This is a genomic window from Gracilibacillus alcaliphilus (assembly GCF_016909015.1).
GTDB classification, from domain to species: domain Bacteria; phylum Bacillota; class Bacilli; order Bacillales; family Amphibacillaceae; genus Gracilibacillus; species Gracilibacillus alcaliphilus.
On sequence record NZ_JAFBFA010000001.1, the window covers coordinates 309,595 to 335,655 of the forward strand.

28 protein-coding genes are annotated in these 26,061 nt (G+C 38.4%); 18 read left to right on the plus strand and 10 right to left on the minus strand.

What is annotated here, in order from left to right:
* Positions 1-57 precede the first annotated feature (57 nt).
* From JOD18_RS01655 to JOD18_RS01665, 3 genes are all read left to right on the plus strand, one after another.
* The gene (locus JOD18_RS01655; RefSeq protein WP_204667131.1) at positions 58-357 is read left to right on the plus strand and encodes a hypothetical protein; all 300 of its coding nucleotides are present in this window, start codon (positions 58-60) and stop codon (positions 355-357) included.
* Positions 358-389: 32 nt separating this feature from the next.
* Positions 390-1,337 carry a LacI family DNA-binding transcriptional regulator gene (locus JOD18_RS01660; RefSeq protein WP_204667132.1) on the plus strand — a complete coding sequence of 316 codons (948 nt, stop codon included), beginning with the start codon at positions 390-392 and terminating at the stop codon, positions 1,335-1,337.
* Between the two features lie 260 nt (positions 1,338-1,597).
* Positions 1,598-1,846 (plus strand): hypothetical protein, encoded by a 249-nt coding sequence (locus JOD18_RS01665; protein WP_239587844.1) that lies wholly within the window; start codon positions 1,598-1,600, stop codon positions 1,844-1,846.
* A 291-nt stretch (positions 1,847-2,137) separates the two neighbouring features.
* Here JOD18_RS01665 and JOD18_RS01670 read toward each other — a convergent pair whose 3' ends face one another.
* A complete protein-coding gene (locus JOD18_RS01670; protein WP_204667133.1) occupies positions 2,138-3,145 on the minus strand; it encodes a ketoacyl-ACP synthase III in 1,008 nt (335 codons plus the stop codon).
* A 278-nt stretch (positions 3,146-3,423) separates the two neighbouring features.
* Here JOD18_RS01670 and JOD18_RS01675 point away from each other — a divergent pair, with 278 nt between their 5' ends.
* From JOD18_RS01675 to JOD18_RS01695, 5 genes are all read left to right on the plus strand, one after another.
* Complete coding sequence (locus JOD18_RS01675; protein WP_204667134.1) at positions 3,424-3,831, plus strand: GNAT family N-acetyltransferase; 408 nt, start codon at positions 3,424-3,426, stop codon at positions 3,829-3,831.
* Positions 3,832-4,075: 244 nt separating this feature from the next.
* The gene (locus JOD18_RS01680) at positions 4,076-4,756 is read left to right on the plus strand and encodes a response regulator transcription factor (protein ID WP_239587845.1); all 681 of its coding nucleotides are present in this window, start codon (positions 4,076-4,078) and stop codon (positions 4,754-4,756) included.
* 170 nt (positions 4,757-4,926) lie between these two features.
* Entirely contained in the window at positions 4,927-5,841 is a 915-nt protein-coding gene (locus tag JOD18_RS01685) for an ATP-binding cassette domain-containing protein (protein WP_204667135.1), read from the plus strand.
* Positions 5,838-6,587: an ABC transporter permease gene (locus tag JOD18_RS01690; RefSeq protein WP_204667136.1), complete on the plus strand. Its 750-nt coding sequence runs from the start codon at positions 5,838-5,840 to the stop codon at positions 6,585-6,587. Before JOD18_RS01685 ends, JOD18_RS01690 begins: the two co-directional genes overlap by 4 nt.
* Before the next feature lie 20 nt (positions 6,588-6,607).
* Positions 6,608-7,510 (plus strand): sensor histidine kinase, encoded by a 903-nt coding sequence (locus tag JOD18_RS01695; protein ID WP_204667137.1) that lies wholly within the window; start codon positions 6,608-6,610, stop codon positions 7,508-7,510.
* A 149-nt stretch (positions 7,511-7,659) separates the two neighbouring features.
* Here JOD18_RS01695 and JOD18_RS01700 read toward each other — a convergent pair whose 3' ends face one another.
* From JOD18_RS01700 to JOD18_RS01710, 3 genes are all read right to left on the minus strand, one after another.
* Positions 7,660-8,010 (minus strand): VOC family protein, encoded by a 351-nt coding sequence (locus tag JOD18_RS01700; protein ID WP_204667138.1) that lies wholly within the window; start codon positions 8,008-8,010, stop codon positions 7,660-7,662.
* Positions 8,011-8,117: 107 nt separating this feature from the next.
* Positions 8,118-8,627, minus strand: coding sequence for an HXXEE domain-containing protein (locus JOD18_RS01705; protein WP_204667139.1), 510 nt, complete (start codon positions 8,625-8,627; stop codon positions 8,118-8,120).
* 111 nt (positions 8,628-8,738) lie between these two features.
* On the minus strand, positions 8,739-9,440 hold the full coding sequence (locus JOD18_RS01710) for a hypothetical protein (RefSeq protein ID WP_204667140.1): 702 nt from the start codon (positions 9,438-9,440) through the stop codon (positions 8,739-8,741).
* Positions 9,441-9,478: 38 nt separating this feature from the next.
* Here JOD18_RS01710 and JOD18_RS01715 point away from each other — a divergent pair, with 38 nt between their 5' ends.
* A complete protein-coding gene (locus tag JOD18_RS01715; RefSeq protein WP_204667141.1) occupies positions 9,479-10,090 on the plus strand; it encodes a TetR/AcrR family transcriptional regulator in 612 nt (203 codons plus the stop codon).
* 36 nt (positions 10,091-10,126) lie between these two features.
* On the opposite strand, the gene JOD18_RS01720 is transcribed toward JOD18_RS01715, so the two are convergent.
* The 3 genes from JOD18_RS01720 to JOD18_RS01730 are packed head-to-tail and all read right to left on the minus strand — an operon-like array spanning position 10,127 to position 12,278.
* A complete protein-coding gene (locus JOD18_RS01720) occupies positions 10,127-10,915 on the minus strand; it encodes a hypothetical protein (protein WP_204667142.1) in 789 nt (262 codons plus the stop codon).
* Positions 10,912-11,829, minus strand: a complete 918-nt coding sequence (locus JOD18_RS01725; protein ID WP_204667143.1) for an ATP-binding cassette domain-containing protein — start codon at positions 11,827-11,829, stop codon at positions 10,912-10,914. Before JOD18_RS01725 ends, JOD18_RS01720 begins: the two co-directional genes overlap by 4 nt.
* Positions 11,826-12,278: a helix-turn-helix transcriptional regulator gene (locus JOD18_RS01730; protein ID WP_204667144.1), complete on the minus strand. Its 453-nt coding sequence runs from the start codon at positions 12,276-12,278 to the stop codon at positions 11,826-11,828. Before JOD18_RS01730 ends, JOD18_RS01725 begins: the two co-directional genes overlap by 4 nt.
* 536 nt (positions 12,279-12,814) lie before the next feature.
* On the opposite strand from JOD18_RS01730, the gene JOD18_RS01735 reads away from it, so the two are divergent.
* From JOD18_RS01735 to JOD18_RS01750, 4 genes are all read left to right on the plus strand, one after another.
* The gene (locus tag JOD18_RS01735) at positions 12,815-13,816 is read left to right on the plus strand and encodes a methyltransferase domain-containing protein (RefSeq protein WP_204667145.1); all 1,002 of its coding nucleotides are present in this window, start codon (positions 12,815-12,817) and stop codon (positions 13,814-13,816) included.
* A gap of 607 nt (positions 13,817-14,423) precedes the next feature.
* A complete protein-coding gene (locus JOD18_RS01740) occupies positions 14,424-14,750 on the plus strand; it encodes a MerR family DNA-binding transcriptional regulator (protein WP_204667146.1) in 327 nt (108 codons plus the stop codon).
* Between the two features lie 12 nt (positions 14,751-14,762).
* Positions 14,763-15,143, plus strand: coding sequence for a hypothetical protein (locus JOD18_RS01745; protein WP_204667147.1), 381 nt, complete (start codon positions 14,763-14,765; stop codon positions 15,141-15,143).
* A gap of 4 nt (positions 15,144-15,147) precedes the next feature.
* Positions 15,148-16,047, plus strand: coding sequence for a DUF1835 domain-containing protein (locus tag JOD18_RS01750; protein ID WP_204667148.1), 900 nt, complete (start codon positions 15,148-15,150; stop codon positions 16,045-16,047).
* A gap of 84 nt (positions 16,048-16,131) precedes the next feature.
* Here JOD18_RS01750 and JOD18_RS01755 read toward each other — a convergent pair whose 3' ends face one another.
* Positions 16,132-16,839 (minus strand): DUF4274 domain-containing protein, encoded by a 708-nt coding sequence (locus JOD18_RS01755; protein ID WP_204667149.1) that lies wholly within the window; start codon positions 16,837-16,839, stop codon positions 16,132-16,134.
* A 187-nt stretch (positions 16,840-17,026) separates the two neighbouring features.
* A complete protein-coding gene (locus JOD18_RS01760) occupies positions 17,027-17,947 on the minus strand; it encodes an EamA family transporter (protein ID WP_204667150.1) in 921 nt (306 codons plus the stop codon).
* Between the two features lie 220 nt (positions 17,948-18,167).
* On the opposite strand from JOD18_RS01760, the gene JOD18_RS01765 reads away from it, so the two are divergent.
* The 5 genes from JOD18_RS01765 to JOD18_RS01785 all read left to right on the plus strand — a co-directional run bounded on the left by JOD18_RS01765 (position 18,168) and on the right by JOD18_RS01785 (position 24,632).
* Positions 18,168-19,163 carry a serine hydrolase domain-containing protein gene (locus JOD18_RS01765; protein WP_204667151.1) on the plus strand — a complete coding sequence of 332 codons (996 nt, stop codon included), beginning with the start codon at positions 18,168-18,170 and terminating at the stop codon, positions 19,161-19,163.
* 48 nt (positions 19,164-19,211) lie between these two features.
* A complete protein-coding gene (locus JOD18_RS01770; RefSeq protein ID WP_204667152.1) occupies positions 19,212-20,357 on the plus strand; it encodes an oxidoreductase family protein in 1,146 nt (381 codons plus the stop codon).
* A gap of 332 nt (positions 20,358-20,689) precedes the next feature.
* Positions 20,690-21,502: a pyruvate, water dikinase regulatory protein gene (locus tag JOD18_RS01775; RefSeq protein WP_204667153.1), complete on the plus strand. Its 813-nt coding sequence runs from the start codon at positions 20,690-20,692 to the stop codon at positions 21,500-21,502.
* 1 nt (position 21,503) lies between these two features.
* On the plus strand, positions 21,504-24,152 hold the full coding sequence (ppdK, locus tag JOD18_RS01780; protein ID WP_204667154.1) for a pyruvate, phosphate dikinase: 2,649 nt from the start codon (positions 21,504-21,506) through the stop codon (positions 24,150-24,152).
* Between the two features lie 174 nt (positions 24,153-24,326).
* Positions 24,327-24,632, plus strand: coding sequence for a hypothetical protein (locus JOD18_RS01785; RefSeq protein ID WP_204667155.1), 306 nt, complete (start codon positions 24,327-24,329; stop codon positions 24,630-24,632).
* Between the two features lie 131 nt (positions 24,633-24,763).
* Here the strand turns inward: JOD18_RS01785 and JOD18_RS01790 are convergent, their stop codons facing one another.
* Positions 24,764-26,041 carry an N-acetylmuramoyl-L-alanine amidase gene (locus JOD18_RS01790; protein ID WP_204667156.1) on the minus strand — a complete coding sequence of 426 codons (1,278 nt, stop codon included), beginning with the start codon at positions 26,039-26,041 and terminating at the stop codon, positions 24,764-24,766.
* Between the last annotated feature and the right edge of the window lie 20 nt (positions 26,042-26,061).

Here is a 26,061-nt window from a genome sequence, read left to right on the forward strand (position 1 = left end):
TCCATTTCATCCATTAGAGTAAAAATAAGCTACATTCCAATACAAGGAGGAAAACAAATGAATGGAAGAATGAATCTTTATCAAGGTGAAAAAGTACTGTCGACATTAACAGGGTTATTCGAAAGCTTTGATGGCATGCAAACGTTCTATTTTGGAGATTTATTGTTGACTAATAAACGATTGTATGTAAAATGCAATCGATTTATAAATACGGAAGAATCGCTGTGGTTTGGAGAAGAAGTGCAAGCTGTAGATCAATCTACATTCATTGTCGGAGAACATAAAATTACGGTAAAATGGACGTATAATGGCAATCTGCCTGATTTTATAAAAAAATTTCAAACATTCAATGCTTGATTTCCCTGATGTCCAGATAGAGGAGCGGTGTTATGACGAATATAAGTGATATTGCTAAGCATGCTGGTGTATCTGTTTCTACTGTTTCCAGAGTACTTAACAACTATAAGTATGTGGCTAGTGACAAAAGAGAAGCAGTATTAAGAGTTATTGAAGAATTAAACTATACGCCTAATAAGCATGCAATTGATTTAATTCGAGGTGAAACCAGAAACATAGGTGTGATTCTTCCTTATAATAACAATACGGCATTTGATCAGCTATTAAATGGGATTTTAACGAAGGCTTCAGAAAATGATTATTTGATAACTGTACTTCCTTCACAATATCATAAAGAGAGAGAAATAGCCTATTTACAAAAATTGAAAAGCAGACAGTTTGATGGCATCATTATCACCTCCAGAGCAAACGACTGGGAGACAATTATTCCGTACAGTGATTTTGGTCCGATTATATCTTGCGAATATACACCACACTTGGAAATAGGCTGTTCCTATACCGACCGGTATGCCTCTTTTGTAGAGGCACTGCAATTATTAAAAAGCAGAGGACACCGCGCAGTAGCTTTCACAACAGCTCGACTGACAAGCAACAGCACACAGCAAATCATTCTTGCTTATCAGGAAGTGTTCGGTGAAATACCATCTGGCTATCATATCTCAGATTGTCAATCCTTAGAAGACGGTTATGCAGCTGCAAAATTATTTTTACAATTACAAGAAAGACCAACTGCTATCTATGCTAATGGAGATGAAGTGGGTGGCGGAATATATGTATATGCAAAGTCACAACAAATAAAAGTTCCTGATGATCTAGCCATTATTGGCCAAGAAAATCAACCAGCCGGAATTGGTCTGGGACTATCAACAGTGGATCACCAGTTAACGAAAATCGGTGAACAAGCCTTTAACCTCGTGATTAAAAAATCGAAAGAAAAAGTGAAAATACCTTACTGTATAGTGGAAAGGAATTCCGTATGATATACGAGATTTATGATTTCAATGATGGAAGAAGTGATGGAGACTTTCTCTAAGCGAATAAACCAAAAGTATAACAAGCGATAAATCAGACTGCTTTCCATGGAATGCTTGCATATAACTGCATCTGGAAATCACAACATACTAACAACTGTAAGGATAGAAAGGAGCTTAAAATGGAATGAAACGAGGATCATTGGGCAGAACAAGAACAGCAAAGGACGAAACACAAAACTCAAATTGGCTGTTTTCTTTGGGTTGTTATGTTAGGGCTGCTAGTTATTGTAGTATTGGCTTGGTATCCAGTGAAATTTTCCTTAGCTTCTATAGAAGAAACGCAGTTAATGATCAGCCATTCTCCCTATGGAAAAAATGAAATAGAGGTGGTTAGGGTAGAGGAAATTCCCGCCCCGATTCTGAAAATAAACTACGGCAATCAAACAATTACAAAAACAAAAATCCCTCACGATATTTCTGTAGAATGGATAAAAATGATCAAGAAGCAAATGTGATCCTCACTAGAGGGGAGAAGCAGATATTGTTTATGTAAAGTTTGAAGAATAGTGAACTTGAATGACATAAGGTAGAGATTATTATGGATTCAATCATCTTAAATTCTTGTTCTAAGTTAGAAAAAGAAGTTCTTATTGCGTGAAAAACTAAATGAGAGAGGACATGGGGATGATCTTCATAAACAATTGTTAGTATAGATCCCCAGATCCTCTAAGGTTATAACTTAATCTACGAGCAGTGTTGCTTATTACCACGAACACAGTTCACACTTGTTATTATTTGTGGGCACACTACAGCGGGGTAGGTGCTTCAACTTGCGAGTCAAGATTTAATTGCAGGAGCTGTCCTGCGTGTACCAAGCCTGAGCCAAATCCATACATCAGTAAACGATCATTATTTTTTACTTTTCCATCACGGATTCCCAAGTCAAGTGCTAAAGGAATGGAGGCGGCAGAGGTGTTACCAAAATGAACCAAACTATACAGTGTTTTCTCAATTGGGTAGCCTATTTTTTCGCAAATTGGCTCAATTAACCGCAGGTTTGCACTGTGTGGAATAAACCAATCCACTTGATCCAAATTTGTTTGTGTTTTTTCTAAGAGATTTTCTATACTATCAGGAATATTTCTTACCACCCATTTGAAAACCTCCCTGCCATTTTGTACGAGGTACTGTGTGTCTATCAATTCGATTTCATTGACCTGCTTAGATAAACCAGTACGATAAACATGCTGTGCTCCGCTGCCATCACTCCCCAGATGAAAGCCGATAAAGCTGTCAGATGTATCATCTCGTTCCACTAACACTGCTCCTGCACCATCACCGAATAAAACACAGGTGCTTCGGTCGGTATAATCTGTTATTTTTGATAAACTTTCTGCTCCAATAACAAGTACCTTGTGATGAAGACCAGAAGCAATGAAACTATGAGCGGAATGTATGGCATAGACAAAGCCTGCACATGTTGCACTTAGATCAATTGCACCTTTTTGAGGTATGTTTAATCGGTTCTGTATAATACTCGAGACAGAAGGAAATGGAAAATCCGGTGTACTTGTTGCCACGATAATCATATCAACATCACTTACTGTCTTATTATATCTGCGCATCAAATCTTCTACTGCTGCTACGCACAAATCACTGGTAAATTCATCTTCACGGGTTATTCGACGTTCTTGAATTCCTGTTCGTTGGATAATCCACTCGTTACTTGTATCCACCATCTGCTCTAAATCAAAATTGGTTAACCGTTTTTCAGGTACATATGTCCCGATAGCGGTTATTCTTGCACCCAACATGTACTTCACTCCTTTTTGGAACCTAGTATTAATACTTGGTACTAATTGTAGCGGTATTTTATGTTTTTTTCAAGATAAAAGAAAATAATCTTGATTCGATCCAAAGAAATATGCTGTGTAAGAGGAAGTGTGTAGAGGTTATAGTAGGCTATTGTGAAAAAGACGGAAATCTGGAATAATGATGACTAAGCTTATTGTTCGTATCATGTTATCAATCAAGTGATATATCCAGGCATAAGAAACGTTTGCACTGAGATAAGAAGAAGGGGATGTAATAAATGAATTATTTCAGCGGAGATAATCAGTTATTGATTCGTTCGATGATGGAAACGGATATAGAAAAATTTGTCGAAGCTTTTGCTCAACAGCAATGGCATAAGCCATACGAGTTATTTCATAGCTACTATATCGAACAAAAGAACAAGACTCGAACAGTTGTTGTGGCAGAAGTAAATCATCAGCCAGCTGGATATGTGACGTTACTGGATAAGGCAGTGGAAGGGCCATTTTCTGGAAAAAACATTCCTGAAATAGTAGATTTCAATGTATTAATGAAATATCAAAATAGAGGGATTGGCAGTAAATTGATGGATGTGACAGAAGGACTTGCCCAAGCACAAAGTAATTTTGTTTCTTTAGCAGTGGGGCTGCATAGTGGATATGGTTCTGCGCAAAGAATGTATTAAACGCGGCTATATCCCGGATGGGACGGGAGCTTGGTATAAAGGGAAACCGCTGGATCCTTATGCACCATGTGTCAACGATGATGACTTGATATTATACTTTTTAAAAAATTTACAGATCAGTTAACAGGCTTTGTCCTTTATACATAAGTATACGTATCATACGCAACAAGCTAGCTGTCATACTAAATCTTTATTTTTAGACTGCTAGCAGGTGTATACCATATTAAAAAGAGGAGCGGTAAGATTGGAAGCAGGAAAAAACATTTTAATCGTTGAAGATGATCAAGAAATTAGCAAACTGCTGCATGTCATTTTGACAAAGGCAGGTATGATACCAATTGCAGCTTATTCAGGTACAGAAGGCTTGCTGCAGCTGCAAAACCATTCATTTGATTTAATCCTGTTGGATTTGATGCTGCCGGGTATAAGTGGCGAAGAATTTATCACACAGGTTCGAGAAGAAAGCAGTGTCCCTATTATAGTGATTTCAGCCAAAGTCGATATAGAGGATAAGGTACAAGTGTTGAAAATGGGGGCAGATGACTATATCACCAAACCTTTTCATCAAAAAGAGGTAGAAGCCCGTGTGGAAGTGCAATTGCGAAAATCAGTGACACAGATGAAACAAACGGCAGAAAAACAGTGGCGCGGTTTGACCATTAATCCAGATAAGTTATCCGTAATACTAGAAAACAAGGCATTGCAGCTGACAAATGCCGAGTTTGACATCTTATACTTATTGGTAACTCATCCAGAACGAGCTTTTTCCAAACGAGAGATTTATGAGAAAATTTGGAAGGGGACGTATGTAGGTGACGATAATACCATTAGTGTACATATCTCAAACCTGCGCAGAAAAATAGCCCAAATCACTCCGTCTGAATATATAAAAACGGTTTGGGGAATTGGGTTTATGCTGGTATAATTCGTTTCTTTATCATAGTATAGGAATCTAACTGACCAACATTCAGTGCTGAAAAAGCCCCATTGAATGAAGTTTTTCTTTACGATTTCTTTATATTTTGCTTAAAGGATTTTAAAGACCCCTGAGCTAAACTAAAGATATCAAAAATATTTAGTGAAGGAGTCCATAAGATGGATACGGTTATTCAAACCAATCAATTGACAAAGACATTTAAAAAGGAGGAAGTGATCAAACCCCTGGATTTCGTGGTGGAAAAAGGAGAAATCTGTGCCTTAATTGGAAAAAATGGGGCTGGTAAATCAACTATCTTTAAAATGCTGGCCGGGCAGCTAATACCAACTGCAGGTGATATTCACTTATTTGGTATTTCAGGCAATGATTTGACCGATGCCAAGAAAAGAATGGGCTTTATGATTGAAACACCAGCTTTTTTTCCGGATTTTACAGCTGTACAAAACTTAGAATACTTTCGAATCCAGCGAGGTGTTGTTGAAAAGCAGCGTGTGCAGGAAGTACTGCAAACAGTTGAATTGGCCAAGCAAAAGAAAAAACGATTTCGAGACTATTCGATGGGTATGAAGCAGCGATTAGGTATTGCTCTTTCCCTGTTAAGCAGCCCAGACTGTTTAGTACTGGATGAGCCAATAAATGGTTTAGATGCAGAAGGCATTAGAGAAATGCGCCGGCTTCTGCTGAAATTAAATCAAGAAAAACAAATTACAATTTTAATTTCCAGTCATATTTTAACAGAATTGCAATTACTAGCAACGCGATTTGTTTTTATTAAAAATGGTGAAATTGTAGAGGATTTAAGTAAAGCAGCATTAGATGAAAAAAGCAGAAAACAAATTCAGATTAAAGTGGATGATACGGCCAAAGCAGCTCAAATTTTAGAACGAAAATATGCCGATATTCGATATAAGGCTCTCCCGGATCAAACCATAACCATCCAGAACCATATTGAAGAAGCTGGTGATATTAACCGCCTCTTTATCGAGAATGGACTGGTGGTAATGGAGTTTCGTCTCGAAGCTCTTAACCTGGAAGAATTTTTCTTAGGGTTAGTAGGGGAGGATATCCAATGATGAATTATATCAAAAGTGAACACTATCGATTATTGCGTAAACCAAGTCTCTATGTGACAAGTGGTATTTGTCTTTTGTTTCAAGTAATGGCAGCACTGCTCTTGTATTTTTTTAATCAGTTTGAAACAGATTTTCCTTATGCAACCAGCCGTTTCTTGTATTCGAATGTGGTTAGCAGCGGGACACTCCTTGTTATCATCGCCATGCTGTTTAATTTGATGCTGACTGGCAAGGATATGTCTCTGATTAAACAAGCCATATCTTTTGGCATCTCACGAACGACGATTTTTTGGACTAAATTTATGTTGACTCTAAGTTATTTTTTATTGCTATGTATCGCCAGTCTGTTCTTAATCATTGGTCTAGGAGAAAATCTTTTAAGCCAAGAGGAAAACTCGATCGCGAATTTCTTGATCGCTCTGTCCAATATGATTCCGCTTGTATTTGCTGGTTTTTCTATCATTCATATGATGAGAATGCTCAAGGTTGCTACGATGTACATCATCATTTTCCTGCTTGTTCTATTTACTTATTCTGGCGAATTGTTTTGGATGATCTTCCGGTCGATTAACGGGCTGAATGAACTTTACAAGTACGGACCAGATATTCTGTTAAGGAATAACTTAAATCATTTTATGGATCAAGCCGCATACGTTGATTATCGCTGTTGGATTACCGGTATCGTGCTTGCTTTCATTGCTTTACTCATAGGAACGAGGAAATTCACTAAACAAAACATCGATTGATAAGGAAGGGGTGAATAGCAATGAGCAGCTGGTTGATTATCCTTATTCTTGCTTCACTGCTAGTGATCAGTGTTGGAATATTGCTGTTTCTTCATTGGAATGTGAGAAGAATGACCAACCAATTAGAGAATATTATTGAAAATTTTGGTACCAATGAGTTGATTCGCACCAACACACATAGTAAAAGTCTGCTTCTCTTCCTTTCTAAAATCAACCAGCTGATTCGTATGTTTAAGCAAGATCAGCAGCAGGCACAAAAAAGGGAAAAAGAACTAAAACAAGAAATCACCAATATTTCGCATGATTTGCGAACACCATTAACCTCTATTAAGGGTTTCTCTGAACTATTAACTGATCCAGCTTTATCAGAAACAGAGAAGAAGGAATTTTTGGAGATTATTCAGAAGAAGATTGATAATCTGACCATGACAGTGGATCTATTCTATGAAATGTCGCAAATTGACTCTGCTGATCTGCCTTTACATATTGAACAGGTATTATTGGATCAAGCTGTCGTTGATACGATGCTGATGTTCTACAGTGATTTTGAGAAACGTCAGTTAAAGATAGAGATGGAAGAGGAAGTTGTACCTCCCGTTTTGGCCGATAAAAAAGCAGCAGATCGTATTATCAATAATATCATTCAAAATGCCTTACATTATGCTGAAAGCTATTTTTCCATCCAATTAACAGAGGATGGGGAGTATGTCCAATTAAAGGCAGTAAATGATATTAGCGGATTTGACCAGGGTGATCTGGATCGAATTTTTGATCGAAGCTTTAGAATAGATCGGAGTCGAACAGGAGATCATCTTGGTTTAGGGCTGCATATTGTGCAGAAACTGATTGATAGACAAGGAGGCAAAGTAGCTGCCGCTCTGCAAGGAAATGAGTTTCAGGTAAAGGTTTGGTTTAAGAAATAGGGATAGCAGTTCAGGGAGTTCTTTTTTTGGTTGGTGGTGGAATTTATGCCAGTCCCAACAAAAAAAGATAATCAGAAGAATCCACTTTGAAAAAAATGATCAAAATGGATTCCTTTTGTGCATAATCCAACATATCCAATATAGGTCATCTATAGATGCATAAGAATATTGACAAGCTTGCCAAATGGATCCCTGACATAGAAGCGCCGAACTCCCCATGGTTCTTCAGCCGGCCCATATTCAATGGCAATTCCGGCTTTTTGGATACGGGCTAATATTTCTTCAAGATCATCCACTTCAATAGATAGATCAGGTACAGGAGTTTCAGATCCTCCCTGTGAAAGAAAGCTGATTTGTGTTTCCATTTTCTCATCTGAACCGTATGTTGCAATAAACCCCATATCCATTAATAAATCCATTTCAAGTATGTCCCCGTAAAAATCCTTGGCTTTAGAAATATCAGATGTTTCAATATTGGCAACAATGCGTTTAACCTTCATTTTCCGACCTCCTAAAGTTTTTACTCAATAGCTGGCCTTGTTTATAAGATAACACAGTATTACTTATTGGGTAAGTCTGTCAAAGCAGGTTTGGTTATGCAATACAGCTAATCCTTCCATTTCTCAGCTAATTTATGTCCCAGCAAAAATAATGGTATACATAATAGCATCACGCCAAAGCCAGCTGCCAAAGACGGGGCTGTTAACATCCCCGATTTATAGAGGTTTGGGAAAAGAAACAGATTATAAGGAATAATCAAAAACAAACTGGTGTAAACTCCAGGTGTGTAGCATCTTAACAAAACAGATTGTAAAGGGTGCGTAAACATATTAAGGGCAAAGAACATATTGAATCCTAAAAATAAGAAATAGTGCTGGCTAGCCGCAGTTAGGACAATAATCAAACAAGCAACAATAGAAACTGCCATAACTGCAACAGCAAATTGGGTGGCGGTCGTACTCTTCCTATTCCCTATTTCTTTTTGTGCAAATAAAGGAATACGTTCTTTAATTCGGGGATAGGTATGCGTAAACCATCTTTCAATGGTGATGATCTCTTCTAAGTTGTGGAGCATAAATATCATTAAAAAGGACCAAATCCAAATATCAATATCCATTATGTCCTCCTATTCTATGGAAAGAGATTAGACAACAAATTAGACAACACACTATTATCCTTAATTTAAAGTTCTGACTTAGGTTTAGCACAAGTTCTTTTGGGATTGTTTCTATTTATCTTTCTTTTGAAATACGTAAGTAGCAGCAACAATAGTGTCTACAACCAGTACAATTCCCCATATCATGGAAATAGAATGAAAGGATGAATTGCTGTAGGGGGTAGTATGATAGCTTTCACTTTCAATCCAATCAAAATTGGTTAGATAGGTCTGTGCCTGTTCCCAGGTAAGTCCGCTTAAATAGAAAAATAATCCTTGGACAGCTAAAAAGACAAGGACATGAATAAACCATGTTGCCAAGTAATATTTTGCTTGATAACGCGGGTCCTTTTGTTTTTCAATTGCTTCATAATCTGCCTCTGTCAATAAGTTATCTGCGTCGATTTTCTTTCGCATCCAACGATCTAACTTTTTAAAATCATTCCATCCAAATGTTATCGCATATAAGACAAAGATACACACGATGATTTGAAACGAAGATATTTCGCCAGTTTGGTTGAAAACATACCATGCCAGCACGGCTTCAATGGCTATGAATAGGACAAAACTCAGAATAAAGGCTTTGGACAGGTTTATTTTTTTGAATAGATACCTGAACACACCGAACAAGATAAGGGCTGAGAATCCCAAGATTTCCAGACCAATAAAAATTTCCCACTGATAATCGAGAATAGTGTGATTAATAAGACGCCACCTCTTTTTTAACTCAAATGAATTAAATAAACAATAACATAACTGAGCGATAAAGGGCAACTATTTTCATTCACTTGAATTAAAAAAAGTGATATACTATGCATATGCCAAAAATAGTAGATCATGAGAAACGAAAACAATTAATTGCTGAGGCAACATGGAGTGTGATTAGTAAACAAGGCATTCATCTGGCCTCATCACGAACGATTGCCAAAGAAGCAGGGCTGTCACAGGGGGCCTTAAGACATTATTTTTCAAAGCAGGAAGACTTGTTACTGTTTGCAATGGATCTGGTCAAACAGAAGCTGATCGCAAGATTAAAGCAATTAGACGAGAAAAACCTCCCACCTGTGGAAAAAGCAATTGAATTCTTATTAGAATTCCTTCCAACGAATCAACAAACCCTGATAGAAACGGAGGTGTGGTTTGCATTTGTCACATTTGGAAAAACGCAAACAGGGTTTAATACGGATTATGAAGGATTGCAGAAAGCCATTAAGGACACGATCATATTTTTAAAACAGGAGGGTCAGCTGAAAGATATAGAAGAATCGATCGAACAAGAGAAACTGTATGCCTTTATCAATGGACTGGCGGTTAATTTATATATCGAACCAGACAAGATAGATAGAGAAGCAAGCAGGAGGCTGGTCGTAGATTACTTGAATAATATTCTGCTTGAAAAAATAGACACATCAAAAGAGAAATAGCAGGGAGGAGGAGAGGAGTTTCCTTTCCTCCTTAGTTTATTTTACCTCTGCTTTACGGAAAATCGCATAAGTAAGCAGGTAAAGCAGCAAGATAAAGCACCCGCTGATTAACAAGCTCTCTCCAACAAATGTACTGCTGATGTCCAGTGTTAATTGTGATAAGTCAATGCCATAAGGGGTGTAGGCCATTACAGAGTGCACAGCATCATTTAAGCTGGAGATAGGCCCTAGGATTAAGATGGTCAAGTAAGTTGCTGCAATGACTAAAACAGATTTTTTAAACAGAAACATATAGAAAATGCCAACCATCAGCTGACTGATAAAGATAACCAATGATAGCACACTGAGCAACAATAACTTGCCAATTAACCCAGCGCTGATTTCAGTCTGCGTAGATGCCGACAAAATAGTTAAAACAGGAGTTGGCAGAAAGCTGCTGAACTCTATGTCGGTAAAGGTCAAGATGAGGATGGACAAGATATAAGGCAGATACAGCAAGGTAATTAACAGTAAAAAAGTAATGATTTTGTTGATAATAATCATATGTCTACTGTGTCCACCAGAAATAGCATTCTCGATAATTTTATTTTCAAAATCAGTGCTGATACAAATCCCAATCGCCATACTGCCTAATAAGGCCATCATTTGTGTTTCCGAAAATAGTGATAAGGCACCGGTAGCCGTCTCAATCGATAACTCACCAGCAGCAACCAAGTGAGAACAGGAAACAAATATAACAGTACTGACAAGGGATAGAATAATAAACACCCATGGTGATGTAGATTTATATAATTTGAAGGTATCGGCTTTCCATATATTTATCATTGGCTGCCTCCTATTAAGCGGAGATAATAGTTCTCTAGTGTATCCTCTTGTGTGGCAAAAGTTGTGATAACAATCCCATGGTCAATTAAGGCTTTGGATAAGACCTCTTTCTGATCAATAAAGTCATATAATTTAATGCTTTTGTCAGGCTGTACAATAAAATTATCCGTGTGCAAAGCTTCTTTTAATACCGTTTGAAGCCGTTCTGGTTCGGCACAATCCAAGATAATATGTTTATCTATTTGTGCCTCTAACTCTGAATGACGAAGCGTTTTTAGAACTTTGCCTTTATTGACAATAATAAATTGATCTGCTGTTTGATGCAGTTCTGCCAAATGGTGACTGGACAGCAGAATCGTCATTTGGTGTTCATCTGCTAATTGTCTGATTAATTGGCGGATTTCCGCAATTCCACTGGGATCTAATCCATTGATTGGTTCATCCAGCAAGAGTATTTCGGGATTACCTAATAAGGTTATGGCGATTCCTAATCGTTGCCGCATCCCTAATGAAAAATCTTTTGCCTTTTTCTTACCGGTATGACTCAGACCAACGATTTCCAACACCTTTTGCTCCAGATTTCTTTCCTTCAATCCTTTCATCTGCTTATGGACATGAAGGTTATCTTTTGCATTCATATTTCCCAGAATACTTGGATTTTCAATCATACATCCCATCCGTTGGCGGTTTTTCTGCAGTGCTTGTTGGCTGGATTCATCAAATAAAAGCAGTTCCCCTGATGTTGGGAACGATAGGCCGGCAATAAGGCGCATTAAGGTAGTTTTTCCAGCACCATTTTGACCAATCAGCCCATAAATTTTCCCGCGTTCTAAGGAAATCGATACATCTTCTAATGCATGAACATCTTGATATGTCTTGGTGATCTTCCTTGTTTCAAGAACAGGAGCCGTCATTTTTTCAACTCCTTACCACCATCTAAAATATTTTGTGTGATGGCTGTAAAAAACTCAACCGGTACCAGTGCAATCCCAATACTTTCCGGATTCTCATCCCCTAAAATCAGAAACATATCACCTTTCTTCATATTGACCATATTTATCGCCTTTTCCGGCAAACGGACAGTGCCATCTTTGCCGAGGGCTACCGTGCCAAACATATGCTTTCCCTTTGGCGGGATAGGCAGTGCATTCTCTTGCTGATCGTAATGGATCAGGTTATCTAGTGAAACGTCAAATAAGTTGGCAATGGCATCACAGTTAATGATATCTGGCAAAGATTCACCATTTTCCCACTTAGCAATCGACTGTCTAGTTACACCAATTTTTTCAGCTATTTCTTCTTGCGAGTAATGATGTTCTCTTCTTAAGAAAGCGAGGTTTCTGGATAAAGTAATTTTTTTCATGTGGCGGCATTCCTTTCGTATGTTATATCTTTATTCTACAAGTTACTCGTTATTAAACAACCAATTTGAGGTAACTAATTATGTTAATCTTAGTTGCATCGAATACATGTATCAAGGAAATAGGTAAATAATTGCAGCAATAACAATCTTTCTTTAAAAGGTTTTGGTTGCATTTGAGAACAAATGATTATAGTTGATTTTTAGAATCCGTTGTTTTAAAGTAGTAATATGAAATATCTGGAGGTATTATTATGATGAAAATGGCAGTGTTCTTGGCAGTTATTCGATAAGCACTAATCGAATAGTAGTGATACTTGAAAAAAGCCCTGATAGGCAGGGTCGTTTTGCTGTGCTCTTTTTAAGTATCAGAAGTCAATGAACTAAATCATCATAATGCCGTAATATATACTGTCTGCACTTATGTGTAAAACAGTTTATCGATATGGTTTACACAAGGCCGTGATGAATACTGGAGTGGTTCATGCACGGTTTTTTGTGTTCCCAAAAACGGCGTTCAAAAAATGGGAGGCGTTAAAATGACTCTTTATTTTGCGAGCGTATTGCCTGGATTAGAGTCTGTTTTAGCAAATGAAATCAGTACAAAGATCAATGATTCGGAAATCATTCAAATAAATAGAGGAAAGGTATTCTTCACCACAGCCGCCTCATTTACCTGCTTATGTTCGTTACGATCGGCAGATAATTTGTTTCAAATCATCGATCAATTTCAAATCGGTCCGCATAAAAAACATTTATCTCAAGTAAGTGAGCGAATATCCCAGCTGGATTTGGCTTTTGTAAATCACCAAAATTTATTTTGGGTAAATGCGAGCCGTAAAGGCAAACAAACCTATAGTCGTTTTGAACTAGCAGAAAAAGCAATGGAAGGTATTCAACAGCATTACCCTGATTGGAATCTTGGTACATCTCAACATCACCAAATAGAATTCAGGCTTGATATGGAACATCAACATGTGATGTTTTCGCTTCGATTAACGGATGCCTCCTTTCGTTTTCGTAACCAGACACGCCAATTTTCTCGTGCAGCATTGCTGCCAACAGTAGCTCATGCGATGGTATGGTTGTCAGATCCTACATCAATCGATGTTTTTGCAGATCCTTGTTGCGGTTCAGGTACGATCTTATCAGAACGGGCTGTTTATCCTGCAGATCAGATAGCGGGCGGTGATAGATCTGAGGCAGTCACGGAGGTTGCTAAAAGTAATCTTGATAACTCGAAGGTGCAGCTACATGTCTGGGATGCACGAGAGTTGCCCTTCTCTGATAGTAGTGTGGATAAAGTGGTAACTAATCTTCCATTTGGGAGACAGATTGCTGCTGAGAATTTAGCATGCTTCAACTATCATATAATGAAGGAAATATACAGAGTATTGAAGCCAAGTGGGAGGGCCGTTCTTTTGTCTGAAAGTGTTGATCAATTATTTACGGAAGCCAGACGATTAGGTCTTAGCAGTTTGGCATCTTATCCTGTAAGTTTGAAGGGGCTGCACCCTACAGTGTTTGTGTTTGAAAAGTAAGAAAGCAGTAAGTAGATTTGTGGGAATGTTCAAGCGGATTTTGGATAGGATAAAGCAGGGGGCTGTTGCACAATGGAAACTACATGGTGCGACAGTTCCTCTTTTTAAGTGCATGACTTATTCTTTTCAAATGGTTGAAAAGGGATGCCGTCAAGAAATCCATTTCTGTTGTCCCCTCTATGGCTACTTGATCTCTTCAAGTCCCAAGAAGCGGGCTTTTCATCAAGTGTTGAGATTATATCTTATCTGTTTAAGCTCTAGGGAGTTGCCATTTGATAGGATACAGGGGTTATCTTATCTGTTTAAGCCCTGCAGAGCTGGCTTTTAATCAGATACCAAGATCATTTTAACCTTTCCATGCTATGATTCTATCCGGTGAAGCCGACTTAGAACGTTGAAAAAAGAATGTTCTTATGTGCATGCTCTTTCCCATCATTAGCAATCATTAAAATGAATCAGCCAACATACAAAAAAAGCTGCCGCAAAATGCAGCATGTACATTTTGCAACAGCCCCTCGCTTTATCATGTCTAATTACAGCAAAATTAGTTGCCTCTGACGCAGCGCTAGATGATATGATGGTATAAACAAATTAAAAGGAGAATTCAATGAAAAATACCACTTTTTCTGTAAGTGAATTTGCCAAATATACAGATGTTTCTGTACGGACATTACACTATTATGATGAGACAAATATACTAAAGCCGAAAAGAGATGCAAGCACTGGCCATCGCGTCTATGAAAAGGACGATACCACATTTGACTCTCGTTTTATCGAAACATTAAGATTACAAGAAGCAAAACTTTTGACTGATAAAGATAAGATTGAGACTGCCTTAGAAACAATCCAATTTACGGTTCAAATACTAGAAAACGAAAAAGAGATCGACCATGCGTTGCTGGTCAGTTTAATGGCAAATATGCAGAATGAATGAAGACAAAAAGAATTGTCCGAAAATATTATAAAAAATACGGCCATCCAACAATTGTTTCCAGCTGATCCACAAGATAAAATAAAGTGGGAACTTGGTTTACTTACGTTTTTTAAACAAGTAAAAAATCTTTATGGCAAGCCAGCAGATGATCCAAAAGTGAAACAAATGGTTGATGATTTTTATCAAACAGCCTTTGAGGTATTTGGCATCGATTCTTTCAGAGAACTATCGGAGCTGATTTCTCTGGATGAGTCCTCTAATCAAGAAGAGATTGCGCTGTATATCGAGGAAATAGAACGATTGGTGCCGACACCTTTAACGAAAAAAGAAGAAAGATGGCTGCAGCAGGTAACCGAACAGTATTTGGACAGAGGATGGGAAGAGAGGAGATAAGTAGATGATTCATTTAGTTTTCGGAGCTAGTTCGAAGGGGAATTTAACACATGCATTTCACAAACAAAGTCATCAAGTCATTGGTTTTCCGGTCGATTTTTCGATCGGACCGATAAAAGATGTTGATCAACCAAATGGCATAGCCGCTTATTTTGCTTGGTTAGAAAATCGCTTACGCTTTGAGTGGAATAATTGTAAAACAGATCAATCTGATTACGAGCAAGCGTTACAACAGCTTAGGCAAATACAAGATGGAGCAGAAGTGACGATTTGGACTTGCGAAAATGCTTCTGAACAAATGGGGCTGCGGTTTGCTTGTTATTTATTACAAGCGAAAGAGATTAACCTATCATGTATCAATACATATACTGCCACACAGGCAATATACAAAGATAGAGAAATAGATGTATATATTCGTTCCACAGACGAATGCAGCGCTGAGGAGTTAGCCTATTTTTATGATCATTTTCGTGATACACTTTCGTCGGACAAAAGAGAGAGCCTGGCACAAGAAGGAGAGGAACTGCTGCAGTCTTCAAGTGTTGTTCGTTCTTGGGAACAAGGTCAACTGACGGATGAGCCCGAAACAAGAGATGATGTATTGATTATCGAGTGTGCAAAAAAACTGCTGCAAATGCGGTCGATCGCTTTTTCTTGGGAAGAAGGCCAACTGGTGGATGAACCCAAAACAAGAGATGATTTATTTAGATTACAGCAAGAGACATCTGAGGCGGGGTATATGCGCGCTACCAGACTTATTGGTGCGGTTCTTGGGGAAGCAAATCAGGCTTTATCCGATTCGTGGATTGAATATAGACTTCGAACATTGATTCAAGCTGGGGTATTTAGTTATAAAGGGAAACTGCAGGCGATGCGGATGTATCAAGTACGGTTAGAATTATAATGAAAAAATTGGATAAAGTATTATTTGCAAAGAAGGGGTAGGTTATCAGCAGGAGCAAGATTACTCCTCCTGCTGAATAAAGGTTTATACTTCAAAACGCGCAGCATAGTTGTCCATAATTGGTTTCAGCTTTACGGCCAGCATCTTACAGGCTTGTGCCACAGGATTATCTGGTTTTTCTAATTCCAGCCAATAATCGCCCTCCAGCAACTCATACATATCGAGCAAAGTAATTTCTGCACAGGCAGGATGTTCCAAGACAGTCAGCATAGCTTCTGGACCATTGTCCCAGTTGTATCGCTGGACAACGGCATGGAGCAGTTCGGCAGAAGCCAGTTGTGGGATATCTTGACATATGGCTGTTAAGTCCTGGTTCAGAAGATCATCCACTGTTTGATCTTCATCCTCTGTTAATGTCAGTCGTATAGCTCCTGTCGTTTCCATCAATAGGTCCGCCAGTACAACATTCTTGTGACGGGCAATATTCCAAGCTGATTCCAATATCCCATTGACTGAATCGAGTTTTGCACCATACGCAAGTAACAATTGAACCGCTTCTGTCAGTTGAAATTTAACTGCTTTCTTCAAAGGGGTATCCCCAAGCCGATCTACTGCCTCCAAATCTGCCCCATGGTCCAACAAGAGTTGGATTGCTTCAATAGGTGCTCGATTGGTAAGGAAGATATGTAAAGGAGTGCGTCCCCGTTCATCACGTTCATGAATATCCAGTTTACTCAAAGATTCACGGACTTGAGAAATATCTTTCGCTTTACTTATTGTTATCCAGTCCATTTTTTCATCCTCCTTCTATCATGTATTGTTATCTTTATTATACCATTCACTGTTATGATAGGAATCATTATGAGATATAGGGCAGCCATGTCATATTTTCATCTTTTCTCTAATGGATATTACCTGCAAATAAAACAAAACCCTTCGCAAGATAATTCCTTACGAAAGGTTTGCCGCCGGGATAATATCAAGAATGAGCAGAGGGAGAATTCTCCCGTGAAGAGACTGCATTTAACTTGACCCTTGGCTGTTTTATATTTCCCACTGCAATTCCTGCCAATATCAAAAGAACCCCTAACCAGCGCAACACACCAACTTGTTCCCCTAAGACCAGTGCTGCCATTGAGACAGCTACTGGCAATTCTGAGGCTGTTAGTATCGTGCCAAGTCCTGATCCTACGTGCGGCATACCAATAGCAAATAATAGCGGCGGCAGAACGACGCCAAAGAAGCCCAATAGTAAGCCATATGGTGCAACACCCATTAATACTGGCAAATCAAATAAATAGAGGGGAGGGAAGACGATAAACACCACAGCCAATCCACCGGTAGACAACAGCGCACTTTTTAACAAAGGTGGTGTATCTTTCCCTACAGAGCCGCTTAGAAAAATAAAAGTAGAGAATGTAAAGGCAGCTAAAATCCCCCATACTAATCCCTGCCAAGTGACTTGAAGATGATGCTCAGTCATCACACCCGCCGCTAGAATAGACCCAGTAATTAGGATAACCAATGAAATAAGCTTAACCTGTGTTGGCTTTTTCTTGTAGAATATCCATTCAAACAGTGAGCCGATCCAAACAAATTGGAAAAGCAGAATAATTGCAAACGAAGCGTGCAGTGTCTGGAGTGCTTGGTAATAAAAGATTCCTGTTAACCCAAATGGCAGTCCTGACAATAATAATTTAACAGCTAGCTGACGGGTTATGTTTTTCTTTTTCGTAAACATGACCAGTATCCAAGCCATCAACGCCCCTAACAAATATTGACCGCCGGTTACCTCTGTTACGGTAAAACCAGCTGCATAAGCCAGTTTTACAAAAGTAGAGAGTATCCCATAGCAACATCCTCCTAGGAATACTAATAATGCATAATGCCAATTTTTCAATTGTATTTCCTCCTTTTTACGTAAAAAACCACACTGCTGTTGATGAACAGCAGTGTGGCGAAAATAGGGTCTCCCCTCGAAAAGTCCACACGTTAATTGATTTTTATTATTTACATTTGAACCAAAATTAATTCTAAACGAATCCTGTCAACATTTCAAGATTTATATTCGTAGTGTATAATGTACATACCTATTCACTGTAGTTAAGGAGGAAGAAAGAATGAAATTAGAAGAGTCTATTTTTAAAGAATTTAGCGGTGTCGTATCGATTACTAGAGATGAAGAAACGATGTATCAAAGAGCTTTTGGTTATGCTGACTTAGCAAATAAAATAGCTAATACGACGGAGACCAAGTTTGCAACGGCTTCAGCTGGAAAAGTATTTGTAGCCACAGCCATTTTACAGCTAATAGAACAGAATCAGATTGATTTTGATAGTTGTATCGGGGATATCTTAAGTTTTGATTTAAAGGCTATTGATCCACATATTACGATTAGCCAGCTGTTGAATCATACTTCAGGGATACCAGATTATTTTGATGAATCGGTGATGGAGAATTATGAGGATTTATGGAAAGATTACCCTAATTATAACATCCGTACTTCCTCAGATATTATTCCATTATTTATTGATAAACCGATGATGTATCCTCCAGGGGAAAGATTCCAATATAATAATACCGGATTTGTCGTGCTTGGGCTTATTATTGAAGCGATTACAGATGCTCCATTTGATGACTACCTTCATAAACATATATTTAATCCGTGCGGGATGCTGGATACTGGATATTTCGAACTGGACAGATTGCCTGCGCAATGCGCAAATGCGTATTTGTATGATGATAACAAAAAAGAGTTTTACACGAATATTTACAGTGTGGACGTAAAAGGGACAGGTGCAGGGGGCGTATTTACAACCGTTATCGATGTGGTAAAATTCTGGAATGCTCTAATAAATGGTCAATTGTTATCAGAGGAAATGCTGAGCAAAATGTTAGCACCACAAGTGAAGGAAGAGTGTTATGGTTATGGCATCTGGCTGGATAAAAAGGATGACGGTACTTTTCGCTATCATATTGAGGGTTGTGATCCAGGAATAAGTTTCTATAGTTCTTATGACAAACAACAGGATGTACGAATAACCTTAGTCAGTAATTTCGGTTCAGACGTTTGGAAACTACATGAACATATTGTAGAGTTATTCAAGGAGGAGTAGTACAAGAATGACAAAGCGAAAATAATCTATTATCCATGAGGTGGATAAATGTTATCAAACATTCAAACTTCTATACAGATAAATACATTACATGAATGTGTTTCTAAAATAGTACATACTGAGAACATGATCATAAAAAAGTGGAGCATAGAATCTATTTCGAGTCCTGTACTAAATTTCACAACTGCTGGAATTTTCCGCATTGATGGAATGGCTGTCAATGAGCAAAGAGAGATTCCTTGGTCGCTTATACTAAAGATTATCCAATCAGAAAACAACGAAAAAAATAATCCTCAACATCATAACTATTGGAAAAGGGAAGCATTGGTAAACCAATCCGGTATATTAAGGGATCTTCCTGCTGCTATTTATGTTCCACAATGTTATCAGGTGGAAGAAAAAAGGGATGGCACAATATGGATATGGATGGAAGAAATGGAAGAAGATAACAGGCAGTTATGGTCGGAGGAAGAATTTGCTTTTGCTGCTCGACAACTTGGTATCTTTAATGGGGTGTACGTGACAGAAAGTGATATACCAGAAGAGGAGTGGATTTGCCGAAGCTGGCTTAGGTCCTGGGTGGATGGTTGTAGAAAATATGCAGCTGATCCGGCTGTTTATTATCCAACCATTCAAAATCCAGCCGATCTATGTAGTATATATCATGATTACCTTTATTTACATAACCATCTGGATAAATATTTTAATGCTATGGGTAAGTTACCACGTGTCTTAGCTCATCAAGATTTAAGTAAACAGAATATGTACGTTAATTTAGACCCTGCTGCTGATCAACCGTTTACATTAATTGACTGGCAGTTTTTAAGTATTTCTGGACTTGGCGAGGATTTAGGAAAACTGTTTGGTGTCGCATTAAGTCAACAAGATATTCCAATTGAAAAAGTGAACAGATATAAGAAAATATTGTTTGCAAGTTATATAGAAGGTCTTAAAGAAGCAGGGTGGGATGAGGATATCACACTACCTAAATACGGATTTTATGCTTCTCTAGCGATTCGATCTGCATGGGAGGTACCAAAACTTATAAAACTAATGGCAAAGGCTGAACAGCAGTCAGAAGCGGAAATACTGGAAGAAATAGAGTTACTCATCCACATTACAAGTTTCCAAATGGAATTAAGTCGAGAGGCAGAAAACATGCTTTCTGTGTTAAAACGAGAAAAGCTTATATAACTATAAAAAGAGTCTAAACTAGTTAAGCATTAGTTTAGGCTCTTTTTATACTTGCATATAAGTCAGTTCCCTTATATCTTTTCATGATGACTGATTGTCTGTTTAAACACGATATAGTTTGTATTATTCCCGTTAAAATATGTGTTAAATAATTTTATATGTTGAATAATTTTGATAAAATGCAACTCATTTAAAAATATAGTGTACATTTTATATTTAATATGATATATTAAATCAACCAAATAAAGCAAAGGAGGGACAGTGATGATTATCAGGTAAATAACTCGTTATGTAAGATCACCTGAATATCTTGAGTGAAGTAGGTGTTTGCTATGAACAGCCCAACTCGGGTCTATTTATTGTCCGATTCTGTTGGAGAAACAGCAGAATATGTAACAAAGGCAGTTATCGCCCAATTCAGACATCCCTTTGAAATGAAGCGGTTTCCATTTATTAAATCAAGCGAAGATATCGAAAAGGCGATTCAATTAGCGAAGGAACAGAAGGCAATTGTGGCTTACACATTAGTTATTCCCGGCTTAAAAGGTTCGATTGACACCATTGCAAGGGAGTATCAAGTGACTGCTGTAGATTTACTAGGACCTTTGATGAAGGTACTGGAAGAGACAACAACGAAAAAACCGCTCCATGAACCAATGAACATGCAAAGATTGGACAGCAGTTATTTTAGACGCATAGAAGCGATTGAGTTTGCCGTTCAATATGATGATGCAAAGGATGTGGAAGGCATACTATATGCTGACTTAGTACTAATTGGGGTATCTCGAACATCAAAGACACCACTATCTATGTATCTAGCTAACAAAGGGTATAAAGTTGCTAATATTCCATTGATTCCTGAAGTTCCTGTACCAGAACAATTGATGAAAATTCCTAAAAGAAAGTGTGTCGGGTTAATTACCAGGCCGGATATTTTAAATGAAATCAGAAAAGAACGGCTTAAGTCGTTAGGGATGACGACAGACAGTTCTTATGTAAACCTCGAAAGAATTCTTGAGGAGCTGGACTATGCGGAAGGTATTATGAAAAAAATTGGCTGTCCGGTTATTGATGTTTCCAATAAAGCAGTGGAAGAAACAGCAGATTATATTATCAAAGTCCTAAATATAGAACGGGGGATCTAAGATGGCAAAACAAGTGTATATGTTTGATGAGGGACATAAAGACATGAAGAATCAATTAGGAGGAAAAGGAGCTAATCTGGCCGAAATGACACAAATCGGCTTACCTGTTCCATATGGCTTCACAATTACAACCGATGCCTGCCATAGTTACTACCAAGACGGTAAACTTGTAAACACAGCACTAAAAGACGAAATTATCCAGGCACTTCACCAATTAGAGGCTGCTACAAATAAAAAACTAGGTGATAAAGAGACACCATTATTTGTATCTGTTCGATCTGGCTCAGTTGTTTCGATGCCAGGCATGATGGATACCGTTCTGAATTTGGGCATGAATGACCTCACGGTGGAAGCCCAAAAAAAATTAACGGGTAATGGCCGATTTGCTTATGATTCTTACCGTCGTTTTATCCAAATGTTCTCCAATGTCGTATTGGGAATTGATTTATATTTTTTTGAAAATCGTCTGGATCAACTTAAAGAAGCCAAAGGTTATATAAGTGATCCTGAAATGACAGAGGAAGATTGGATCGAACTGATTCTATCCTATAAAGATCTTGTAGTCAAACATACGAATCAACCTTTTCCTCAGGATCCGATTGAACAGCTGATGTTCGCCATCCATGCCGTCTTTGATTCCTGGAATAATCAGCGGGCCATCATCTACAGGCAGCTGAATAGAATACCAGACTCCTATGGAACAGCTGTTAATATTCAGAGTATGGTATTTGGTAATACAGGTAATGACTCAGGCACTGGAGTAGCTTTTACTAGAAACCCCTCAACAGGCGAAAACTTATTATATGGGGAATTCTTACTTAATGCACAAGGGGAAGATGTTGTAGCAGGGATTCGCACGCCCCAGCCAATTGCACAACTAGAGCAAATCTTGCCAGATGTTTATCAGCAATTTGTCAACGCTTCCCTTTTATTAGAGAAGCATTATCGTGATATGCAAGATATTGAATTCACTGTCGAACAAGGGAAACTATATATCTTACAAACTCGAAATGGGAAAAGAACCGCAGCATCTGCCGTTCGAATTGCAGTAGAAATGGCAGAGGCGGGCATTATATCAAAAGAGGAAGCGCTTTTAAGTGTGGAGGCAGAACAGCTCAATCAATTATTGCACCGCAGGATTGACAATAAAGCAGATATGATCATATTAACAAAAGGCTTACCTGCCTCTCCAGGCGCAGCAACTGGCAAAGTGGTGTTTAATTCAGATGAAGCCCAAGCTTATCATGATAAAGGGGAAAAAGTCATTCTAGTTCGGCCAGAGACAACCCCTGATGATATTCAAGGAATTATTGCTGCTGAGGCTGTCGTAACATCTCGTGGGGGTATGACATCACATGCCGCTGTAGTAGCTCGCGGAATGGGAAAGCCTTGTATATGCGGAGTAGAATCATTAAAAATAGATACTCAATCCAAGCGGTTTGTGGTAAGGGAAACGACAGTAAATCATCTTGATATCATTACCATTGATGGTGATACAGGCTCGATTATAGTTGGTGAAGTGCCAATGATCGAACCGAAAAACTCTTCACACTTTCATCAACTGTTAGCATGGGCTGATCAAGAGAAAGGGATAGATGTACGTGCCAATGCAGATAATAAGGAAGATTCCTTAAAGGCTTTAGAATTAGGAGCCGAAGGGATAGGGTTATGCCGCACAGAACATATGTTTATGCAGGCGGATCGGCAGAAGGTAGTAAAAGAGATGATTTTATCTTCTTCTACTCAGGAGCGGAAGATCTGTTTAGCTCAATTGTTGCCGATTCAACAAGGTGATTTTGAAGAAATTTTTGAAGTCATGCAAGATCTACCTGTGACGATTCGCTTACTTGACCCACCTTTACATGAATTCTTACCTGATAAAGAAGAGTTACTTATCGAAGTCACTGCTATGCGAATAACAGAACCTGATTCAACGCTGTTAAAAGAAAAAGAATTACTGCTGAAAAAGGTGCAAGAATTATCGGAGATGAATCCGATGTTAGGTCATCGCGGCTGTCGATTAGGACTGATCCACCCTGAAATTTATGCGATGCAGGCAGAGGCGATTTTTCTAGCAGCGATAACGATGCACCAAAAAGGTATTCATGTAAAACCGGAGATAATGATTCCTTTAGTTGGTCATTCTAATGAATTAAAAATTATGCGGAAATTAGTGATCGATACAGCCGAAGCGGTGTTGGCAAAAGCCAGCATTAACATGGAGTACACCATTGGAACTATGATCGAAATACCGCGGGCTGCTCTGACAGCTGAACAAATTGCAGCCGAAGCCGACTTTTTCTCCTTTGGCACCAATGATTTGACACAAACTACTTTTGGTTACAGCCGTGATGATGCGGAAGGGAAATTCTTGCAAACGTATTTAGAACAGAACATCTTAACTGAAAATCCATTCCGAGTTTTGGACAAGGAAGGGGTTGGCCAATTGGTTGAAATAGGGGTTAACAAGGGCAGATCTGTTAAGCCAGAGCTAAAAACAGGTATTTGCGGGGAACATGGCGGGGAAGCAAGTTCGATTGCATTTTGTTTACATGCTGGACTTGATTATGTAAGCTGTTCGCCATTCCGTGTACCATTAGCAAGACTAGCTGCAGCACAAGCTACTATTCGCAGACAAGCAATTACTTAACGTATCAAGAACTTTACCCAGGCTATCTGAGTAAAGTTCTTGGTATGTTTAAATAACTTATACATATAGTTATTGTTGTTCGATTAGTCCTTTGTAAATAGGGATTGAGAGTAATCCTAGCTTAGTTTCCTTTTGTTGCCGACATAAAACCCGTATAAATGGTTGGCTAACATTTTGTTGTGCCATAATGTTACACAAAGAACTTTTATAAGTAATAATGGGAAAGCAGAATTAGCGCAAGGAAAAACAGAACTAGAACAAGCAAAAATAGAATTAGAAAAAAATAGACAAGAATTAATAGAGGAGGAAGAAAAGCTAAAAAATACAAAACTAGAGTTAAACAAGCAAGCTACTGCCAGAAATATAGCTCGGCAATTACTAAAACAAGGATTAGATGTTTCTATTATCATAGAAAATACCAGTCTCTCAGCTAATGAACTTACAATAATACAAAAAGAAATGATTGATAAAGAAGATTGACGACTATAAATTATCCGTCAAACCAAATAACTTATGCAAAGTAAGGGATCGCAAGTACCCCTTATACTTTGCACAATTAATATTTCCGCGCGTTCACAAATATAACACCTGACTTCGTGTAAGGGCAATTATCAAGTAAAGTAATCCTCCAACCCAGCAACAATACCTGTGATTGCTTTTTCTTGATAACTTTCAGACTGAACCAGTTTTTGTTCCTCTGGATTGCTGATAAAACCAAGCTCAACTAATAGAGCCAGCTGTTTATTACCTTTTAATACATGAAAATCTGCCTGCTTTGCTCCACGGTTATGAAGATCCGTGTGATCGATCAGTGATGCTTGAACAGAATCAGCAAGTTGCTTGCTCTCTCCGCCATCATAGTAATAGGTTTCGATCCCGCGTGCCTCTTTTTGTGCCGACGAGTTATAATGCAAGCTGATAAAAGCATCTGTATCAGCGGAATTACTGATATTAGCCCGTTTTTCCAATGAAATATACGTATCGTCCGTACGAGTTAAGGTAACAGAAGCTCCTTTATTTTTCAGCTGTTCACTTAATTTTTTCGCTGTAGAGAGTGTTAATGTTTTTTCATTTGTCTCTGAACCGATCGCACCCGGATCTTTTCCGCCGTGACCAGGGTCAATGACAAAATGATAGCCAGCGAATGGTTTTTCACTGTTTTGTTTTGTTGTAGCTGTTTGTTTTTCTTCTTTATGCTTAGATTCGACATCTGTCTCTGTTTTTTCGTCATTTTTCGGATCGGCTGTTGTCTCCGTCTCTTCTTGTTTATTCTCTTCCACCGTTTCTGGCGCAGCAACGGTTGTTTCGATTTCTTCAGATTTCTTGCTATCTGCTGATTCACTGTCTTTATCAAGAAGATATAAAGCGATCCATACTTCTTTTCCATTATAATAGGTTTTTCCCCAACCATAAGAATCTTGAAAAATAGTAACCTTGTCATCCTTATTCAATTGTGCTATGATCTCGGCATTCTGATTAGGAGCATTGCGTACATTTACAACAGGTGCTTTCACATGATACAGTTGTCCATTTTTGGCCAAGGCGCTGGATTCTGTATCTATTTCCGAAACAGCAGGTTGAACGTCCTGTTCGGCGGCTTCCTTTTTTTCTTCTTTGATATCATTCACTTCTGCAAGTTGGTCTAATGCGACCCAAACCTTATCACCATTGTAGAATGTTGCCCCCCAGCCATCTGAATCTTGGAAAACAGTAATCTTATCATCCTTAGTTAATTCAGTAACAACAGCTGCTTCTTGCGCTGGTGCCTCCCGTAATTCCGTAGCGGCAGATTCTACTTTGAACATTTTCCCGCTTTCCGCCTGAACGGTTGGTAAAAAAACAAATAGGCAAACAAGAAAAACAATGCCTATGATTATATTGTATTTCATATTGGTAAACCTCCAATTAA

Excerpts from the sequence above, each read along its gene's own strand:
- JOD18_RS01655 (WP_204667131.1), top strand. The coding sequence starts at position 58 with ATGAATGGAAGAATGAATCTTTATCAAGGTGAAAAAGTACTGTCGACA.
- JOD18_RS01660 (WP_204667132.1), top strand. The coding sequence starts at position 390 with ATGACGAATATAAGTGATATTGCTAAGCATGCTGGTGTATCTGTTTCT.
- JOD18_RS01665 (WP_239587844.1), top strand. The coding sequence starts at position 1,598 with ATGTTAGGGCTGCTAGTTATTGTAGTATTGGCTTGGTATCCAGTGAAA.
- JOD18_RS01670 (WP_204667133.1), bottom strand. The coding sequence starts at position 3,145 with ATGTTGGGTGCAAGAATAACCGCTATCGGGACATATGTACCTGAAAAA.
- JOD18_RS01675 (WP_204667134.1), top strand. The coding sequence starts at position 3,424 with ATGAATTATTTCAGCGGAGATAATCAGTTATTGATTCGTTCGATGATG.
- JOD18_RS01685 (WP_204667135.1), top strand. The coding sequence starts at position 4,927 with ATGGATACGGTTATTCAAACCAATCAATTGACAAAGACATTTAAAAAG.
- JOD18_RS01690 (WP_204667136.1), top strand. The coding sequence starts at position 5,838 with ATGATGAATTATATCAAAAGTGAACACTATCGATTATTGCGTAAACCA.
- JOD18_RS01695 (WP_204667137.1), top strand. The coding sequence starts at position 6,608 with ATGAGCAGCTGGTTGATTATCCTTATTCTTGCTTCACTGCTAGTGATC.
- JOD18_RS01700 (WP_204667138.1), bottom strand. The coding sequence starts at position 8,010 with ATGAAGGTTAAACGCATTGTTGCCAATATTGAAACATCTGATATTTCT.
- JOD18_RS01705 (WP_204667139.1), bottom strand. The coding sequence starts at position 8,627 with ATGGATATTGATATTTGGATTTGGTCCTTTTTAATGATATTTATGCTC.
- JOD18_RS01715 (WP_204667141.1), top strand. The coding sequence starts at position 9,479 with ATGCATATGCCAAAAATAGTAGATCATGAGAAACGAAAACAATTAATT.
- JOD18_RS01720 (WP_204667142.1), bottom strand. The coding sequence starts at position 10,915 with ATGATAAATATATGGAAAGCCGATACCTTCAAATTATATAAATCTACA.
- JOD18_RS01725 (WP_204667143.1), bottom strand. The coding sequence starts at position 11,829 with ATGACGGCTCCTGTTCTTGAAACAAGGAAGATCACCAAGACATATCAA.
- JOD18_RS01730 (WP_204667144.1), bottom strand. The coding sequence starts at position 12,278 with ATGAAAAAAATTACTTTATCCAGAAACCTCGCTTTCTTAAGAAGAGAA.
- JOD18_RS01735 (WP_204667145.1), top strand. The coding sequence starts at position 12,815 with ATGACTCTTTATTTTGCGAGCGTATTGCCTGGATTAGAGTCTGTTTTA.
- JOD18_RS01740 (WP_204667146.1), top strand. The coding sequence starts at position 14,424 with ATGAAAAATACCACTTTTTCTGTAAGTGAATTTGCCAAATATACAGAT.
- JOD18_RS01750 (WP_204667148.1), top strand. The coding sequence starts at position 15,148 with ATGATTCATTTAGTTTTCGGAGCTAGTTCGAAGGGGAATTTAACACAT.
- JOD18_RS01755 (WP_204667149.1), bottom strand. The coding sequence starts at position 16,839 with ATGGACTGGATAACAATAAGTAAAGCGAAAGATATTTCTCAAGTCCGT.
- JOD18_RS01765 (WP_204667151.1), top strand. The coding sequence starts at position 18,168 with ATGAAATTAGAAGAGTCTATTTTTAAAGAATTTAGCGGTGTCGTATCG.
- JOD18_RS01770 (WP_204667152.1), top strand. The coding sequence starts at position 19,212 with ATGTTATCAAACATTCAAACTTCTATACAGATAAATACATTACATGAA.
- JOD18_RS01775 (WP_204667153.1), top strand. The coding sequence starts at position 20,690 with ATGAACAGCCCAACTCGGGTCTATTTATTGTCCGATTCTGTTGGAGAA.
- ppdK (WP_204667154.1), top strand. The coding sequence starts at position 21,504 with ATGGCAAAACAAGTGTATATGTTTGATGAGGGACATAAAGACATGAAG.
- JOD18_RS01790 (WP_204667156.1), bottom strand. The coding sequence starts at position 26,041 with ATGAAATACAATATAATCATAGGCATTGTTTTTCTTGTTTGCCTATTT.